Consider the following 16,465-nt stretch of genomic DNA (forward strand, 5'->3'; position numbering starts at 1 on the left):
GTCAAATCATAAAAACTCATATCCGATAGCTATAGGTTATAGTGTTTCTGAATAAAATTCAAGAACAACTTTGAAAGACCAATGGATTCAGGTCCTTTAGGGGAAATAAAATAAAATTGGCGATAAAACTTAATATTCGGTGTAGCTATACGCATAAAAACATTGCTCGCCAACTCCTGCTCAATAGCAAACCGAGAAACAATACCAACACCTTTACCCGTTTTAACAAACGATTTGATGGCCTCAGTGCTGCCTAAATACATCAACACGCGAAGCTGTTTTGGGCTAACCTTATGCTGTTGCAGTGTACTTTCGATAATTTCCAATGTTCCCGATCCTCTCTCGCGTAGCACCAGTGGGAGATTCACAAACTCATCATTTGATATTGAATTGGGCACATTGGCATTTAGAGCCGAAGCAAACACGAGCAGTTCATCATTCAGAAAAGAGGAGTAGCGAATATCCGAGTTGGTAGGTTTGCCCTCAACAATACCAACATCTATCTCGTTTTTAAGAAGACGTTTCTCAATATACTCAGTATTTCCGGTGATAAGGCTGAGCTTAATGTCGGGATAGCGTTCGTGGAATTGTGCCAAAGCTGCTGGAATCACATACTGTGCGATAGTCGTGCTGGCTCCTATCCTAATACTACCCGCTAGGTTTGTGGTAAGTTGGCTAATCTCAAACTTCATTTCATTATGGAGGGAAAGGATATGCTCAGTGTAGGAAAGCAGGATATCACCCGCCGAAGTGAGCGATATTTTATTTCCACTTCGATTGAAGAGTTTTACTTCAAACTCCGACTCCAACTCCTTAATATGCTTCGAGATGGCAGGCTGAGTTACAAACATCTCGTTGGATGCCTTTGTAAAACTCAAGTTATGGGCAACGCACTGAAAAACCTTTAATCTAAAATCGAGCATACCTTAACCACAATTACGACTTAAAACTACTGCATTTACGCGGTAAAGCAATCATACGTTAACCCTTTTCTTTCGGTTACAATCACAAGAATCGCTATAAATTTTCTACTCAACTACTTGATTCGTATTGATTTTTATCCGACATTTGGTTGAAAGAGGAAGTTGCCCGACGACAAAAGCAGGAAGATCAAACTCTCGCGGGAGAATGAAATTCACAATCGGCACACTTTCCACCTACTTTATGGTAATCAAACAACATAACCCACTTAAAATCTACTACCATGGAAGAAAAAAGTATGGAACAAAAAGGGTTCGATTTTTCGTTATTTATTAGCGAATGGAAAGAAACACTTGTGAATCCCAAGGGCTACTTCTCTACGATGAAAACCGAAGGAGGACTCGCCGAACCAGTAATCAAGGCATTAATATACGGGGCGGTTGCCGGCCTCCTATATCTAATATGGGGATTACTACATTTTGGAGGCGGCAGGTATGGCTACTTTGGAGGAATGGTAGGCGTTGGAGGGCTCTTCGGTGCAGTGATTGGTGCGGTTATTGGCGTATTCATTGGTGGAGTTATCGTGCTAATTATCGCAGCCATTACTGAGGGGAACAAGGAGTTTGAAGCATGCTTACGCGTATCAGCTTCTCTCATGGCTCTTTTCCCCATTAATGCAGCGCTCTCATTTCTCGTGGGTATTAATGCAGAACTCAGCACTATTATTAACCTGTGCATAAATATTTATGGACTCTACCTGCTCTACCTTGGAGTAACCATTGCGCTAAAAGGCAATGAGAAAACCACAAAAATCATAGCCTTTGTACTCGGAGGAATTTTATTGCTTCTCATCATAGTAGGCCTTATTACCGCCTTGGCCGTGAGGTCGTTTTCTGGATTCACCGAAAATAAAGCCGATGAGATGATTAAGAACTATCAAGGATTAGCCCAAGAAGCAGCTGCCGATTTCGAGAAAGCTGCCAATGAACTAAGCAGGACTAGTAACTTTGATAAACCGGAAAACTATCCCACCGAAGCCATTAAACAAGTGGAGAAATCGTTTGCCACTGGCCAGCCCAAAATAATGAGCGAAACCATTGAACAACTTATTGCCGCAACTGAGGCCATAAGAGATCTAGAACAAGCTGAGATACCTGAGGCGCTTGAACAAAATGGGTTTATAACGGAGAAGAGTTACAAGTCGGCCTATGTTGCCGTACTATCAGGCATGACTGCACTCCAGGGATTAGACGCTATGCAGAAAATCATTGACACTTCGGACCAAGAACAAGCCACAGCCTTCACATTCGACCAAGCAACGTTGAGTCTTGCCACACAATCTATTACTGCTAGTAAACTCACCGAAGAGGACCTACGGAACATATACGACAACTGGGATCGAGCGATTGAACTAAAAAATCTCTCCATTAAATAATCAAGAGGGGCTGCCTCCACGGCAGCCTCTCTTTTCTTAAAGACCATCATCCAATGCCGGAGTCGCAGTGAAGACAGCATCCTTGGAACCACTTCGGCAATAGAGGCAAATAACTCAGAACAGAAGTAAGTTTCCTTTAACAAGTGAGCATATCGCATACACTTAAGGTAAAGTCCGGGGCTCTCCACAAACTTATAACCAATTCGGAATAAACCTCCCTCAACCTTTTCGTGTATTGCTGTATGAACTCAGAAACAAAGGCTAAAATTAGAAAGCAAAAACAAGTCAAAATCTGCTACATCATTATGTGTCGAATGGCCTCCAGCAGATTTGCACCAGCGCAATAGCAACGCACATGGTGGCATTTCCCCACCAAGGACAGGTCGAATGTCCTGATGCTGGATTGCCGATACTCCGTAAGGAAGTAAGCCTCCAACTTGGTTGCCGTGTGGTGATAGTTACAGCCCAACGAAGTGTTGCCGTGCCCGTAGGGACCCGGGCCAAACCAACCAAACTTATTGTCTCTTTTCAGCAAGACAAAATCGTTATTATTGTAGACAATGGCTAACCGGTAGTTATCGTTGCTGCGATAATCAAAGTCGGTGTTCCGCCTGTAGTAATACCTAAACGTTTCGACACCCGAAATGGCAGGAGCAATCATGCAGATATTCACCCGAGCATTCGAAGGCGTTGGAGCGGCACACCCCACAACATTGAAAAGAGACTGTGCGACCACTTGGGCTCCCAAGCTGTGGGAGTAGAGGTTAATGGTATCGAACGTGGTCCTGCTTAAAACTTCACGAAAACTAGCGCCAACCAGTTTTGCTGCGGCTTGCGCTTGATCGAAGAGATGGAACAACTTTTCATTCTCCATAACATTAGCGGTGAAGCAACAACCGTAAAAGGCATCCCAGTAAACCTCTACAAAACACTCGTTGCGTTTACCTAAGTCGCTGATGTTTTTCTCCATGATGGCGAAATCGCGACCGGAAGTGTAATCGCCATTAATGGCTACAAATGGCTTCCGAAATCCGTGAACCAGGAAGGTGGCGGAGTTGAAGTTTCCTTTTTGTAAGTTAATCTTGCGACAGTTAACCGTAACGATAGAGTCGTTCAATATCTTTATGTTTCCCGCACTGTATTCTGCAAAGCGGCATCCATAGTGCCTTGCCACTTCCAAAAACTGCTCCGAGTTACCGGCATACCACATCTTCAGCGACGAGCCACTCCGCTCCAACGATGCATTGGCGATGAAATAATCTGGATAAATGGTGCCTTCCCTGTCGTAGTAAATGGCGAGTTTGTTGCCTTCTAGATTTCGTTCGCCATAATGGACATTATTCTGGGTAAAGGAGGAAAAGAATGAGGCAAGTATAAAGACAATGGATAGTATATAGCGCATTTCTTATTGTTAGTTACAATAAAAATTTAACCACAGAGACCACGGAGTTTCTACACAGAGGAACACAGAGTTGATTTTGCGTCAAATTAATAGGTATAAACAAAACATTATTAGAACGACTCTGTGAATCTCAGTGTGCTATTTTTTGTGCGCTATGTGATTAAACCTTCTTGTCTCTTAGCTATACCAACCTATTTCTTGTATTTGTTTTCATAGGCAAAACAGATAAATTCCGGCGCCTCATTTTCGTCGAGTCGAGTAAGATTGCATAAGATCTCCTCGTTGGGATCATCGTCCTTTGCACAGGAGAAGCACAACTGTGGTTTGGGAAATAGGTCTGGATTTAATTCCACGCCATCGTCGGTATAGTATGGAGCCATATCATAAAAGTATTACGGTTATCACTCATACAGCAAATAAGCAATTAAAAGTAATCCTAATCCGTCAACGCTTTAAGCTTTTCAGGATTTTGTCTGGCATCGAAAACAGCCATAACCTCAACAATATTCGCATTAAAGCAGTAGATGATCTTGTAATTTTTTTCAACTAAAAATCGATACTCCTTTCCATAAACTCTACCCTTAAGCAGGGGTTCCAAAACACCAACCATCGGATTTGACTCAAGAATTAATGACACTTCAATTAATTTCTTGACTATCTTCCGAGCTACCGTAGGGCTTGCTTTTTCTTTGTAATAGGAGTAAATATCTTCAAGTTGACCTAGTGCAGTATCGGACCAAAGGACCTTTACTTCCATTTGTCGACCTTTTTAAGTAGTTCTCTGGCTTCGCTAACTCGGCCTGCTTTAATATCGTCCTCTGATTTATCAATCATTCCATAGAATTCCTCCATGGTCATGGGGCTCAACTCCTTCTCCAACTTCTTCTTTCGCTCATCACGAAGCACTTGCTCGAGTTTAGCAATAACCTCTTCGTCCGAAACCCGCAGGAACTCTTGAACAAGACTCAGTTTTCTTGCTTCTATGTTCATGATTTTTTTCTTCAAATATAGGAAATTTCACTACTCCAGTAAAGGGGCTAAGTTAATATTGAACAGAATGATGTAAGTATAAGGAATAGTATATGGCGCATTTCTCATTATTAGGTAGAATAAAAATTTAACCACAGAGAACACGGAGTTTTTACACAGAGATGATTTGGTAATCTGCAAAGAAATGATGCACCCTTCGTCCACCTTCTTAAACTTCATCCCATTCTTTTAACTTCTTCTGTTTAAAACCCCAACTCCTCCTCAATTGGCACCAGCGCATCAATGGAGAGCTGTGCAAAGTCGGCCATGGGGACTCCAATGAGCTCGCACTCCAGAATGCTTTCGCGCCTTACCGAGGCGGCAAAGGCTTTCTCCTTCATGCGCTTTACAATCGATTTGGCCTTAACCACCGAGATTTTCTTTTCGGGGTAAACGTAGGCAGTGGCAAAGATGAGGCCTGTAATGGTTTCGCCGGCGGCAAGGGCGTGTTCAAACTCGGTGGTTCGGGTTCGGTTCACCGCACTCTCGTTGTGCATCCGAATGGCTTCGGCAATCTCGGGATCGAAGCCCAGTTCCAGCAGCATATCGGCACCCATGTTGGCATGGCGGCACATGTCGTTGTCGCAAATATCGATATCAATGTCGTGAAGCAGTCCGGCCATGCCCCACTTCTCCTCATCGCGGCCCAGTTTAATGGCTAAGGCGCGCATCACCGCTTCCGAAGCGAGGCTATGAGCAATCATACGTGGGTTGGATACGTGCTTATGGAGCAGTTCGAGGGCTTGGGTTCGAGTGTAGGTGTTCATAGTATAGGTTGATTTAATGGTAGGCTAAGGTGCAAAAAAATATGAAAAAGAGCAAAGAGAGGCTATAAACTTTAGGTGTGCTCTATTATTGGGTGTGAAGAAGGCGGCGCAACAATGACAATTGCATTTTACCGCAGCAGTGCGCGCCGCCATTGGTTAATAACCTTTACTATTCTACAAATAGTTCGCAGCAATGCTGCTGAGTGTGGCGCACAACAAAAAAGCGCGGACAAATCGCCCACGCTTTTCTTTCATATCCAAATTGAATTCTCAAGCACAAGGCCTTCCTTTCACTATTCACTTTTCACAACAATTGCCCCCATAAGCACCTGCAAGTTTACCTCGGCTGTTTTAGCCTTTAGCTGAGCATTTAGGTAGCGGTATTCAGAGTTAAGCAAACGAGTTTGAGCGTCGCGCAACTCAAGGTCGCTAATCATTCCAATCTTATACTTTTCGAGGGCCACAGTAACGTTGGTTCTCGACAAATCGGTCGATTTTTGTTCCACTTCAACCAACGCAATAGCAAGAGTAAGGTCGTTGTAGTATTTCAACGCTTCACCCCTAACATCAATAATTGTTTGAGTAGAACGAATCTCCTGCGACTCCCTAAGCAACCGTGCGTTTTTTACATTTCGATTAGCATTCATTCCGTTGAAAAGGGTAACCGACGCACCCAGTCCGAACGATGGACCAAGGCTCCGATACACTTCGGTGGTTCCGGATGGTGTTTCGCTTCGCGAAAAAGTATAGGCCGACGACAGCGTTACCCTTGGGTAGCGAGCTGCATTAGCCTCCTTTACGGCAACCTCCTTTATCCGAAGGTTGAGTTTGGCCACCATCAAATCCTTGTTCTGCGCATCGAGTTTTGTGTAAATATCGTCGAGCACAATTGCCTGCGCTGTTGGAACAGCACGCTCCACCTCAAATTGAGTTTCGGGAGCTCTTCCTAGCGTTTTATTCAGTTCTACCTTCAGGTTGGCAATCTTACTCTGCTGCGAAAGCAGCTGCGACGAGTCGGCACGATAATCGACCTCGGCCTGCATAGTGGCCAGCTGGTAACCAGAACCAATGTAGGCCTTTTGGCGAGCCACGCTTAACCGCTCCAGCGAAAGGCTAAGTATCTCCTTATAGTTCTCAAGCAACTTTTGCTCCTGCACAATGGTGCAATACGAAATAATTATGGAAGCCGAAACATCTTCAACCGCTATTTGTGCGCTAAGGTCGCCTAAGTCGCGGAGCAGCGAAAGCCGCTCACGGTTAGCAAACATGGCAAAGCCATCAAATAGCGTCCAGCCAAGCTGCACGCCGGCATTCAATCCTTGCGTTTTGTAGCCATTGCTCTCAACAGATGTACCGTTGGCTAAGTCTTGCTTTATATCCATACTCGATTGCGTTGCACTTCCTGTAGCATCAACCTTTGGAAGAAACCCAGCATTTCCAAGCGAGCTGTTATTCTTGGCAATGGAAGCATCGTTGCGAGCAATACGAATGGAGAAGTTGCTCTCAAGCCCCATGCGCAGGGCATCGTTCAAGGTGAGCGTATCCTGTGCGGTTGCTATCATCGGTAGCAACATCATCAGTATTATATATTTTAGAGAAGACATATTACTCTTCATGGCTAATAACATTTGGCTTTACAGTTGAAATATAGGTGTAGAGCGCAGGAATCACATAGAGTGTGAGAATAAGCGCAAAGAGCAATCCACCAATAATGGTAATACCCATGGACGCACGGCTAGTGGAAGCAGCACCAAGTGCCAGCGCAATTGGCAGTGCTCCAAACATAGTTGCCAAGCTGGTCATTAGGATGGGGCGTAACCGCTGACGAGCAGCAAACTGAACAGCTTCAATACGGTTCATTCCTTGCTCCTTTTTCTGGTTAGCAAACTCTACAATTAGAATTCCATTCTTGGTAACAATACCCACCAGCACAATAATTCCAATTTGGCTAAAGATGTTTAACGTCTGGCCAAATATCCATAGCGAAAGAATAGCACCAGCCAGGGCCAACGGCACCGTAAACATGATAATAAGCGGGTCGCGGAAACTTTCGAACTGAGCAGCCAAAACAAGATACACCAACACCAGTGCAAGAAAAAAGGCAAAGAAAATACTGTTGGAACTCTCCTCAAACTGTTGAGATGTTCCGGTAAGCGTTGTGGAGAAGGTATCGTCGAGCGTTGATTTAGATATTTCGCGCATTGCGTCAATTCCTTGTCCAAGAGTATAGCCGGGAACCAGCGATGCGCTAAAGGTAGCTGCAACGTATCGGTTGTAACGGTATCGTTGCGGAGGAATACTCTGTTCCGAGGTAGTTACCAAGCTACCCAAATCCACCAGTTTACCACTACTGGATCTAAGGTATATCCCTAACAAGTCGGAAGGATCGTCGCGGAATTGCCTATCGGCTTGTCCTATCACATAGTATTGTTTCCCATTCCTAATAAAGTAGCCATACCGCTGACCGCTGAAGTAGAGCTGCAACGCCTCCGCAATATCGACAACAGTAATTCCTGAAGCACGGGCTTTATCGCGATCGATGCTAACTACCAGCTCCGGTTTATTAAACTTAAGGTTAACGTCCACTACCTGAAAACGACCATCGGCTTGTGCCTTGGACAGAAACAGAGGAACAGCCTCTTTCAGTTTCTCGAAGTTTACAGCCTGCACCACAAACTGAACAGGCAAACCACCGCCCCTGCCGGTGCTGATGGTTTGATCCTGGGTAACAAATGCCCGTGCAAATGGCTTGCCCTTTAGGTAAGCCGACACCTGATCGGCAATGTCCGCTTGGGTGCGCATGCGCTCGTTGGGTTGCTTCAGCATTACCCTAACGAAGCCGCTGTTGCTGCTGCCTGAACCAGGAGCGGTCAGTGCTATTATTGCATTCTTCTCTGAAATCGTATCAACGTAGGCGGCTAACTCTTTCATGTAGCCATCCATTGCCTCAAATGAAGTTCCTTCAGGAGCAGTAGCAGAGATGCTAAAACGGCTCTTATCCTCCATTGGAGCCAATTCGGAAGGAATAAGCCTGCCCACAAAAACAAAAATAAGAAGGGAAATGGCCATTACAACATAGGCAAGATATCGCTTCCCTATAAACTTATCGAGTGAGCGACCATAGCTCTCTGACAATCTATCTATTCCACGTCCAATAGGGCCCAGTATACGCCCCTCGCGCTTATGCGTTCCCTTTAGCATTCGAGAGCACATCATGGGGGTAAGCGTAAGCGATACCACCGCCGAAATTAGAACTGACCCGGCTACAACCATACCGAACTCGCGGAACAACCTTCCAGTAATTCCTTGAAGAAATAGAATGGGCATAAATACGGCAACCAGCGTAATAGTGGTAGAGATAATAGCGAAGTAAATCTCATGGCTCCCTTTGTGACCTGCCTTATAGGGATCCATCCCCTGCTCAATTTTCGAGTAGATATTCTCGAGCACCACAATAGCATCATCCACCACCAATCCGGTTGCCAGCACAATTCCTAAGAGTGATAGCAGATTGATGGAGAAGCCGGCAATATACATAACAAAGAATGATCCAATAAGCGATATTGGAATCGCCACCATTGGAATAAGGGTGGTTCGCCAACTCCGGAGGAAGATAAAAATTACTAAAATTACAAGACCAAAAGCCAACAAAATAGTCTCTTCTACTTCGGTGATCCCTTTGCGAATTGATATAGTAGAATCAAAGGCGTTGGTTACCACAATATCGGTCGGGAGCTCTTTCTTGATCTGATCCATTCGCTTATAAACCTCATCGGCGATAGCGATATAGTTGGAACCTGGCTGCGGGCTGATAGCAACCCCAACCATAGGGATTAATTCATTCCCTCTTAAAGTGGAACGCTCATTTTCAGGAGCATAATCGGCTCTACCAATGTCGCGCATCTTTACTGCAACACCGTCTTTCTCCTTAATAATTAGATTATTGAATTCGGTTGGTGTCTCAAGCCGGCCGAGCGTGCGGATAGACAAATCGGTAAAATAGCCCTCAACACGACCCGTGGGCAACTCAATATTCTCACGCGACAGGGCGGTTTTAATATCAGACGGAGTAATGCCATATGCAGCCAACTTTTTAGGATCCAAGTATAACCTCATGGCATATCTCTTCTCGCCCCAAATATTAATTCCGCTTACACCGGGAACAGTTTGGAGCCGTTCCTTGATTACGTTATTTGCAATATCCGTAAGATCCAGCAGATCGCGCTTGCTACTCTGTATGGTGAGCGACATGATAGGATCAGAGTTTGCATCGGCCTTAGTTACAATGGGCGGATCGGCATCGGGAGGAAGGTTACGAATGGCCCGGGACACACGGTCACGAACGTCGTTTGCCGCATCGGACATATCCATTCCAAGATCAAACTCGATGGTGATGTTGCTACGGCCGTCGGAACTACTGGAGGTAATCGATTTAATACCGGCAATACCGTTGATAGATGCTTCGAGCGGTTCGGTAATTTGCGCCTCCATTACATCGGAGTTGGCTCCAGTGTAAGAGGTAGAAACCGAAACAATTGGAGGATCAACGCTAGGATATTCCCGAACGCCAAGGTAGGAAAACCCGATTGCTCCAAAGAGCAATATAACAATTGATATTACCGAGGCCAATACAGGCCTGTTAATACTTAGTGAAGATATATTCATTGTTACTTACTCTTTTTCGATGGTTTACTACCTTTTGCCCCTATTGCCTTAACTGCCATGCTATCTTTTATGGTATTGAGACCGGAGATAATCAGAGAATCACCAACGCTAATACCCGATGAAATCTCTACCTCGGTGGATGTTCTATCACCTAGCACCACAGGAGTTAACTTGGCCACTCCATTCTTAAGGATAAACACATTTTGAGTATTCAACGTTGGGTAGAGTGCCTGTGGAGGAACAGCCATCATATTGGGCAGATTCTGAAAACTCAATGACACTTTTGCAAACGATCCGGGAAGAATTCTTCCTGAGTTGTTTGAGCATCGGGCGCGAACCGTAAGAGAGCGTGTAGACTGGTCGATAGACGATTCCGTTGCATACACAACGGCTTTCTGTGTTGCTTTCCCTTCACCTACTGCAAGTTCTATTTGAAGACCATTTTTTATGTAAGGAGCAATACGCTCGGGAACCGAAAATTCCACCTTTAGTGGATTATCCTGAACCAGCGTGGCAATAGTTGTATTGGTGGAGACGTAAGCACCGGGGCTCACCTTACGAAGTCCAATGCGCCCACTAAACGGAGCCCGAACTTGTGTCTTCTCCTGCTGTGCTTTGGCGAGTGCGATGTCGGCACGAATTCCTTCTAGGTTATTCAACGCGGCATCGTAATCTTGCTGGCTGAGTGCTTTCATATCCAGCAGTTTTTTCTTGCGACCTTCGTCATCGGCAGCCAGCTTCTCATCGAGTTTTAACTTTTGCAGCTTGGCCTTAATCTCGCTATCGTTGATTTGTGCTAGCAGCGTGCCTTGAGTTACCAGCGCACCTTCGTTGAGGTTTAGCGATATGAGCTTACCGGAAGTTTCGGTTTGCAGCTCAACCGTCTCGTTGGGGAGTATGGTTGCAGCCACCACGAGGTTGCGCTCCATTGTCTTCGACTCCACTAGTATTACATCTACCATCACAGGGCCTTTGCCACCCTTACCCGGACCACCAGATTGCTTCTTCGACTCTCCACATGAAGAGAGCCCTATTGCCATAAGGATGGCGCTTCCAACAAACAGCTGCTTTAATCTCATATATCGTATCGTTAATTTATTCGTTGCAGTGATTATGACAAAAGTAATTCAAAAAGGATTAGCCTCCTTAGAAAAGAGATTCCTAAACATTTACTTTAGACAACAGAGCGGGGGATTACTTGCGGGGGTGAGAGGTGAAAAGTTAAAAGTTAAAGGAGGGTTTGGTAGCAAGATTGAATGCGGTGCAGGTGGGGGAAAGTGAAAATCGGAGAGCAACGACGATCCCGATTTATCGGGGGTGAAAGGTGAGAGGTGAAAAGTGAAAGGAGGGTTTGGTGCGTGAGAAGTGAAAAGAGAGTTTGGTGGAAGATAAAACACAGGTTATCAGAATAACTCAATGCTCGATACAGCAACCATATAGTCTCCAACAAAAATAATTGAGAAACTTTTTGTTTCGTTTTGGATAAAAAACGAAACTATAGTTATACTTTTGTAACCATTATAAAAAACAAACCTTTCCAGTGATCAAAACGAAGATTGAAGTTATTGCCGAGAACTTGATTACGATTCACCCCCTACTCTACAAAAGCATCTCGAAGCCTATGCGGAACATAAGTTCGATTACGCCCGGGGGGATGTTTGTAATGGGTAGTTTGAAACGTCACGGTATTCTTTCCATGACGGACATTGGTAAATGCCTTGCAATGCCAAAACCGCACATAACCGGAATTGTAGACAAGCTAATCGAAAAAGGATATGTGGCACGAACTAACGATCCCAACGATCGCCGCATTATCAACATATCACTCACAAAGAAAGGGCTAACAAACTTCGAGAAGATTAAAATGGCATCTACCGAATCGTTAAAAGACAAACTTCTATTGCTGAGCGAGGAGGAACTTGAGCAGCTTTCGGTTGCCTCGCAACAGGTTAAGGATATTCTGATTTCGATCCTATCCAAACAATAATTACGAAACAGGTTTATCTGATAAACCAACACCATCATTTTACCACAAACTCTACCAAGAGAACTCCCATTCCCATTAAAAACAAGACTGAAAAAACATATTTATGGAAAATAATCGCGTAAAAAAACCGAAGAACTTAAAAGTATATATCCCCCTTATACTAGTAATACTACTGGTGCTTGGTGGCGGTATCGTTTGGTATATCGACTACACGAAATATATTACCACCGATGATGCTAACGTGAATAGCGACAATGTTGCCATAAGCTCTAAGATGCTTGGACGCATCAATCGGGAGTTGGTAGAGGAAGGCGATTCCGTTAAGCAGGGTCAGCTGATTGCGGTGCTCGACAGCACCGATCTTATTGCTCAAAAGAATCAGGCTATTGCAGGCAAGCTGCAGGCAGAGGCGGCCATCGGTCAAGCGGAAGCAAAGTATCAGTTCGACATTAAGAACAGCAAGATACTGGAGATCTCCTTGAATAAAGCGCAAGACGACTTCGACCGCGCAAAGACTCAGCATAAAGGAGATGTAATTACGCAAGAGCAGTTTGATCATGCCAAGAAGGCTTTAGAGATGGCACAGGCTCAACTTGAGGCAGCACATTCGCAAGCGGCCGTATCGAGTGCCCAAATAAGAAGCACCCACGCTGCCGTGGCGAGTGCATGTGCACAGATTAACGTTATAAAAACGCAGCTCGGAAATACAACGCTATACGCTCCATCCGAAGGGGTTATTGGGCGACGGTGGTTAATGCCCGGTGATATTGCGCAAGCAGGACAATCGATCTTTACTATTGTAAATGACCGCAAGCTATGGATCAACATCTTCCTAGAAGAGACGAAGATGGGAAGCCTTAAGCTTGGGCAGCCCGCCATATTTACCCTCGACGCCTTTCCAGGTGTAACGTTTACCGGCAAGATAACAACCATTGGTTCCAATACGGCAGCACAATTCGCATTGATTCCCGCCAGTAATGCCTCTGGCAACTTTACCAAGGTAACGCAGCGTGTACAAATCAAGATATCCATTGACGGAGTAGCCGATGGAGGAAAGCTATCGGACTACCGCATCCTATCGGGCATGTCGGCAATCGTTAAAATTGTTCGCTAGGAATGCGAGGAGTTTCTGCTTCGCACCGGTTGCGCCGTAAACTACGCAACCGCAATTCCAGCTTTCATCCCCGCCACCCCAACTACAAATGGTTTGTGCTGGCCAACATCATGCTCGGCACTTTTATGGCGGTGCTGGACAGTACCATCGTAAACGTGGGGTTGCCCAAGATTATGGCATCGTTTGGCGTTGGAATCGACAAGATTCAATGGGTTGTTACTGCCTATATGCTCGCTATGGCAGTGATGCTTCCCACCTCTGGCTGGCTGGCCGACAAGTTTGGCTATAAGCGACTCTACTTTATCGGGGTGATGATGTTTACGTTGGGCTCCATGCTCTGCGGCATCTCGCACGATGAGAATACACTTATCTTTTCCCGTATCATTCAAGGGTTGGGAGCAGGAACCATACAGCCGCTGGGCATGGCTATTATCACGCGCGAATTCCCACCGCACCAGCGAGGGGTGGCACTGGGTTTCTGGGCCATTTCGGCGGCGGCATCGGTATCGTTTGGTCCGCTCATTGGTGGATACCTCATCGATCACTTCAGCTGGCAGCTGATCTTCGATGTGAACATTCCGTTTGGTATAGCCGCAATGGTATTCACCATACTTATTCAGAAGGAGTTTATAAATCCACGAATAGGAAAGTTCGATTTAATCGGCTTTGTTTCGGTGATAACATTTCTTCCGGTATTGCTTTATGCCCTATCGGAGGGAAGTGCAGCAACCAACTCGGCCGGATGGGGAGCACCCTACATCCTGATTTGCTTTGCGATCTCGGCAATTTCCTTGGCAGTATTTCTCACCCGAGAACTCACCATCCCGAATCCACTCATCGAGCTACGGCTGCTGAAGGATTACAACTTCGGTATGGGTAACTTGGTGATGATGATATTCAGCATGGGGATGTTTGGAAGCACCTTCCTGCTCCCCCTCTATCTCCAGAACTCCATGGGTTATACGGCCGTTCAGGCAGGTGCAGTATTTCTGCCAGTGGGGATCATCCAAGGGATTATGTCGCCTATTGCAGGAAAGATTTCCGATAAGTTCAGTCCCAAGGCGCCTATTATAATAGGTGTAGTGATAATGGCCTTTAGCTTCTTTCTCAACTCGCAGCTTTCGTATCTCACCGAGCATAGCTTTATTATGACTTCGCTCTACCTGAGAGGATTTGGCATGGGGGTTCTCTTTACACCATTGAGCACGCTGTCGTTGCTAACCATGCCGAAAGAGAAAATGGCGCAGGCATCGGGTATCACCAATACCATTCGTCAGTTGGCAGGCAGCCTCGGGGTAGCAATATTTACCACCCTTCTTACCACACGTGTAAACTTTCACATGCAGGTGTTTAGCAACGCTATTCAAGCGGGATCGGAAGAGTTTAAAAACGTGGCAACCAACCTAGCCTACTTTGCCCAACAACATGTGGGCGGAAGCATGGCCACCGCTGCTCAACAGGGCAAGTATATGATAATTTCGCATCTCACCAAACAAGCATACATTGAGGGAATTAACGACGACTTCTTGATTGCCGCCATTATTACCATTCTGGGTGCCGTGCCGGTGATTATTATGCGCACCAAAAATAAAAAGACATCCGTTAAAGCATAATCCTATGATTTGTAAAACATATCGATACATACTCTTCATGCTTCCGCTGGCAGGAACACTCTGCACAGGAAGTGCAAAAGGAGAGACCCAATCTGCCGATTCGCTCTCGCTCAGCAGTATTATTAGCGAAGTGATACAAAATCATCCGCTGGTGAAGCAAACCATAGAAGAGGTTAACGCCTCCGATGCTAAAATTGGTTTTGCCGAGGCAAATTACCTGCCCAACGTCGACTTTACGACAGCCTACTCGCGCGTTGGACCGGTATCGGAAATGACCCTACCCGGTTTGGGAACCTTCAGCTTGATGCCCAAGGATAACTATTCGGCCACCATCAACGTGAATCAGACCATTTACGATTTTGGCAAGACGAAGAAAAATATTTCGCTAGAGCAGCAGGGAAAGAAAATCATGCTTCGCTCAATGGAACAGGTAAAACAGAAACTTTCGCAGGCGGTTATTGGTAACTATTTCACCCTAGTATACCTGCAAGAGGCCATTAAGATAAAGCAGGAACAACTCAACACCCTGAATGAGCACCTTAGCTATATCCAAAAGAAACAGGCCACAGGATCGGCCACGCAGTATGAGGTTCTCACCACTCAGGTAAGGATATCTGCTATCGAGAACCAGAAAACCGATCTCGAAACCGCCCATCGGGTGCAGGTGTGCCAGCTCAACTTGCTGCTGGGAAAACCCGAAGCAACCGTGGAACTAGTAAAGAATGAGATGAGCATTGCTATGCCCAACCTACAGAGCGATACGCTTACATCCACTGCCATGCAAAACCGCGACGAGATGAAGCTGGTAAGAGAGAAGGTTAAGCTGATGGAGCTGCGCTATAGCCTCATTGGTTCGCAAAACAATCCCGTGCTCAACGCCTTTGTTTCGGGTGGCATTAAGAATGGGTATATCCCCGATCAGTATGCCGCTAAGATGAACTTTGTTGCGGGTATTGGCTTAAAGGTTCCGTTGTTCGATGGTAAGCGCAACCGATACAGTCGCACTCAAGCCAAATCGGCAATTCAGGTTACCGACCAGGAAGTGGAGATTGCGCGCAGGAATCTTGTGAGCGAGGTAGTGGAGACGCAGGCCAACGTTATGGCTTCGCAAAAGAAGGTAGTTCAATCGGAGCTACAGCTGGAGCATGCAACCCAAGCCTATGCGCTAGCAAAGGTTCGATTCGACTCGGGTGTAATTACCAACATTGAACTGCTCGAAGGCTCAACCGTTGTTTCGGAGAGCCATCTGATGCTGCTCAAATCGAAGATAGACTATACCCTTAGCCTCTATAAACTGAAGGCGGCAATTGGGGAGAGGCTGTATTAAGAAGTTAAAAGTTAAAGGTGAAAGGTGAAAAGAGGGCTTAGTGCGTGAAGGGTTAAAAGTTAAAGGAGGGTTTGGTGCGTGAGAAGTGAATGGTGAATAGTGAATGGTGTAAAGAGGGCTTAGTGCGTGAAAGGTTAAAGGTTAAAGGAGAGTTTGGTAGCAAGATTAAATGCGGTGCAGGTGGGGGAAAGTTAAAGGTTTAAGC

The 16,465-nt window shown here is 45.6% G+C and carries 15 protein-coding genes; 6 read left to right on the forward strand and 9 right to left on the reverse strand.

Annotated elements, in window-relative coordinates; translation table 11 throughout:
• Positions 1-29 precede the first annotated feature (29 nt).
• On the reverse strand, positions 30-923 hold the full coding sequence (locus BLS65_RS10375) for a LysR family transcriptional regulator (protein ID WP_092438674.1): 894 nt from the start codon (positions 921-923) through the stop codon (positions 30-32).
• Positions 924-1,204: 281 nt separating this feature from the next.
• Between BLS65_RS10375 and BLS65_RS10380 the strand changes: the two genes are divergently transcribed.
• Positions 1,205-2,356 carry a Yip1 family protein gene (locus tag BLS65_RS10380; RefSeq protein ID WP_092438676.1) on the forward strand — a complete coding sequence of 384 codons (1,152 nt, stop codon included), beginning with the start codon at positions 1,205-1,207 and terminating at the stop codon, positions 2,354-2,356.
• A gap of 295 nt (positions 2,357-2,651) precedes the next feature.
• On the opposite strand, the gene BLS65_RS10385 is transcribed toward BLS65_RS10380, so the two are convergent.
• From BLS65_RS10385 to BLS65_RS10420, 8 genes are all read right to left on the reverse strand, one after another.
• Positions 2,652-3,758, reverse strand: a complete 1,107-nt coding sequence (locus BLS65_RS10385) for a hypothetical protein (protein ID WP_092438678.1) — start codon at positions 3,756-3,758, stop codon at positions 2,652-2,654.
• A 191-nt stretch (positions 3,759-3,949) separates the two neighbouring features.
• Positions 3,950-4,138, reverse strand: a complete 189-nt coding sequence (locus tag BLS65_RS10390; RefSeq protein WP_092438680.1) for a hypothetical protein — start codon at positions 4,136-4,138, stop codon at positions 3,950-3,952.
• 56 nt (positions 4,139-4,194) lie between these two features.
• On the reverse strand, positions 4,195-4,515 hold the full coding sequence (locus BLS65_RS10395; RefSeq protein ID WP_092438682.1) for a type II toxin-antitoxin system RelE/ParE family toxin: 321 nt from the start codon (positions 4,513-4,515) through the stop codon (positions 4,195-4,197).
• Positions 4,506-4,748 carry a hypothetical protein gene (locus BLS65_RS10400; protein ID WP_092438694.1) on the reverse strand — a complete coding sequence of 81 codons (243 nt, stop codon included), beginning with the start codon at positions 4,746-4,748 and terminating at the stop codon, positions 4,506-4,508. Before BLS65_RS10400 ends, BLS65_RS10395 begins: the two co-directional genes overlap by 10 nt.
• A gap of 242 nt (positions 4,749-4,990) precedes the next feature.
• Complete coding sequence (locus BLS65_RS10405; RefSeq protein WP_092438696.1) at positions 4,991-5,554, reverse strand: HDIG domain-containing metalloprotein; 564 nt, start codon at positions 5,552-5,554, stop codon at positions 4,991-4,993.
• Between the two features lie 293 nt (positions 5,555-5,847).
• Entirely contained in the window at positions 5,848-7,170 is a 1,323-nt protein-coding gene (locus tag BLS65_RS10410; RefSeq protein WP_170830074.1) for a TolC family protein, read from the reverse strand.
• On the reverse strand, positions 7,160-10,219 hold the full coding sequence (locus BLS65_RS10415) for an efflux RND transporter permease subunit (protein WP_092438700.1): 3,060 nt from the start codon (positions 10,217-10,219) through the stop codon (positions 7,160-7,162). Before BLS65_RS10415 ends, BLS65_RS10410 begins: the two co-directional genes overlap by 11 nt.
• A gap of 2 nt (positions 10,220-10,221) precedes the next feature.
• Positions 10,222-11,298 carry an efflux RND transporter periplasmic adaptor subunit gene (locus tag BLS65_RS10420; RefSeq protein ID WP_092438702.1) on the reverse strand — a complete coding sequence of 359 codons (1,077 nt, stop codon included), beginning with the start codon at positions 11,296-11,298 and terminating at the stop codon, positions 10,222-10,224.
• Between the two features lie 34 nt (positions 11,299-11,332).
• On the opposite strand from BLS65_RS10420, the gene BLS65_RS18255 reads away from it, so the two are divergent.
• The 5 genes from BLS65_RS18255 (at position 11,333) to BLS65_RS10440 (ending at position 16,260) form a co-directional block, all read left to right on the forward strand.
• On the forward strand, positions 11,333-11,500 hold the full coding sequence (locus tag BLS65_RS18255) for a hypothetical protein (RefSeq protein ID WP_170830075.1): 168 nt from the start codon (positions 11,333-11,335) through the stop codon (positions 11,498-11,500).
• A gap of 259 nt (positions 11,501-11,759) precedes the next feature.
• Positions 11,760-12,206: a MarR family winged helix-turn-helix transcriptional regulator gene (locus BLS65_RS10425; RefSeq protein WP_092438704.1), complete on the forward strand. Its 447-nt coding sequence runs from the start codon at positions 11,760-11,762 to the stop codon at positions 12,204-12,206.
• A gap of 103 nt (positions 12,207-12,309) precedes the next feature.
• On the forward strand, positions 12,310-13,320 hold the full coding sequence (locus tag BLS65_RS10430; RefSeq protein ID WP_092438706.1) for an HlyD family secretion protein: 1,011 nt from the start codon (positions 12,310-12,312) through the stop codon (positions 13,318-13,320).
• A 2-nt stretch (positions 13,321-13,322) separates the two neighbouring features.
• Entirely contained in the window at positions 13,323-14,933 is a 1,611-nt protein-coding gene (locus tag BLS65_RS10435; RefSeq protein ID WP_092438708.1) for a DHA2 family efflux MFS transporter permease subunit, read from the forward strand.
• 4 nt (positions 14,934-14,937) lie between these two features.
• Positions 14,938-16,260: a TolC family protein gene (locus BLS65_RS10440; RefSeq protein WP_092438710.1), complete on the forward strand. Its 1,323-nt coding sequence runs from the start codon at positions 14,938-14,940 to the stop codon at positions 16,258-16,260.
• Positions 16,261-16,465: the final 205 nt, after the last annotated feature.

This window comes from Williamwhitmania taraxaci (assembly GCF_900096565.1).
In the GTDB taxonomy this organism is placed as follows: domain Bacteria; phylum Bacteroidota; class Bacteroidia; order Bacteroidales; family Williamwhitmaniaceae; genus Williamwhitmania; species Williamwhitmania taraxaci.

Coding starts and splice junctions, on each gene's coding strand:
- BLS65_RS10410 (WP_170830074.1), bottom strand. CDS start 7,170: ATGAAGAGTAATATGTCTTCTCTAAAATATATAATACTGATGATGTTG.
- BLS65_RS10395 (WP_092438682.1), bottom strand. CDS start 4,515: ATGGAAGTAAAGGTCCTTTGGTCCGATACTGCACTAGGTCAACTTGAA.
- BLS65_RS10435 (WP_092438708.1), top strand. CDS start 13,323: ATGCGAGGAGTTTCTGCTTCGCACCGGTTGCGCCGTAAACTACGCAAC.
- BLS65_RS10440 (WP_092438710.1), top strand. CDS start 14,938: ATGATTTGTAAAACATATCGATACATACTCTTCATGCTTCCGCTGGCA.
- BLS65_RS10420 (WP_092438702.1), bottom strand. CDS start 11,298: ATGAGATTAAAGCAGCTGTTTGTTGGAAGCGCCATCCTTATGGCAATA.
- BLS65_RS10375 (WP_092438674.1), bottom strand. CDS start 923: ATGCTCGATTTTAGATTAAAGGTTTTTCAGTGCGTTGCCCATAACTTG.
- BLS65_RS18255 (WP_170830075.1), top strand. CDS start 11,333: ATGACAAAAGTAATTCAAAAAGGATTAGCCTCCTTAGAAAAGAGATTC.
- BLS65_RS10380 (WP_092438676.1), top strand. CDS start 1,205: ATGGAAGAAAAAAGTATGGAACAAAAAGGGTTCGATTTTTCGTTATTT.
- BLS65_RS10415 (WP_092438700.1), bottom strand. CDS start 10,219: ATGAATATATCTTCACTAAGTATTAACAGGCCTGTATTGGCCTCGGTA.
- BLS65_RS10430 (WP_092438706.1), top strand. CDS start 12,310: ATGGAAAATAATCGCGTAAAAAAACCGAAGAACTTAAAAGTATATATC.
- BLS65_RS10400 (WP_092438694.1), bottom strand. CDS start 4,748: ATGAACATAGAAGCAAGAAAACTGAGTCTTGTTCAAGAGTTCCTGCGG.
- BLS65_RS10385 (WP_092438678.1), bottom strand. CDS start 3,758: ATGCGCTATATACTATCCATTGTCTTTATACTTGCCTCATTCTTTTCC.
- BLS65_RS10390 (WP_092438680.1), bottom strand. CDS start 4,138: ATGGCTCCATACTATACCGACGATGGCGTGGAATTAAATCCAGACCTA.
- BLS65_RS10405 (WP_092438696.1), bottom strand. CDS start 5,554: ATGAACACCTACACTCGAACCCAAGCCCTCGAACTGCTCCATAAGCAC.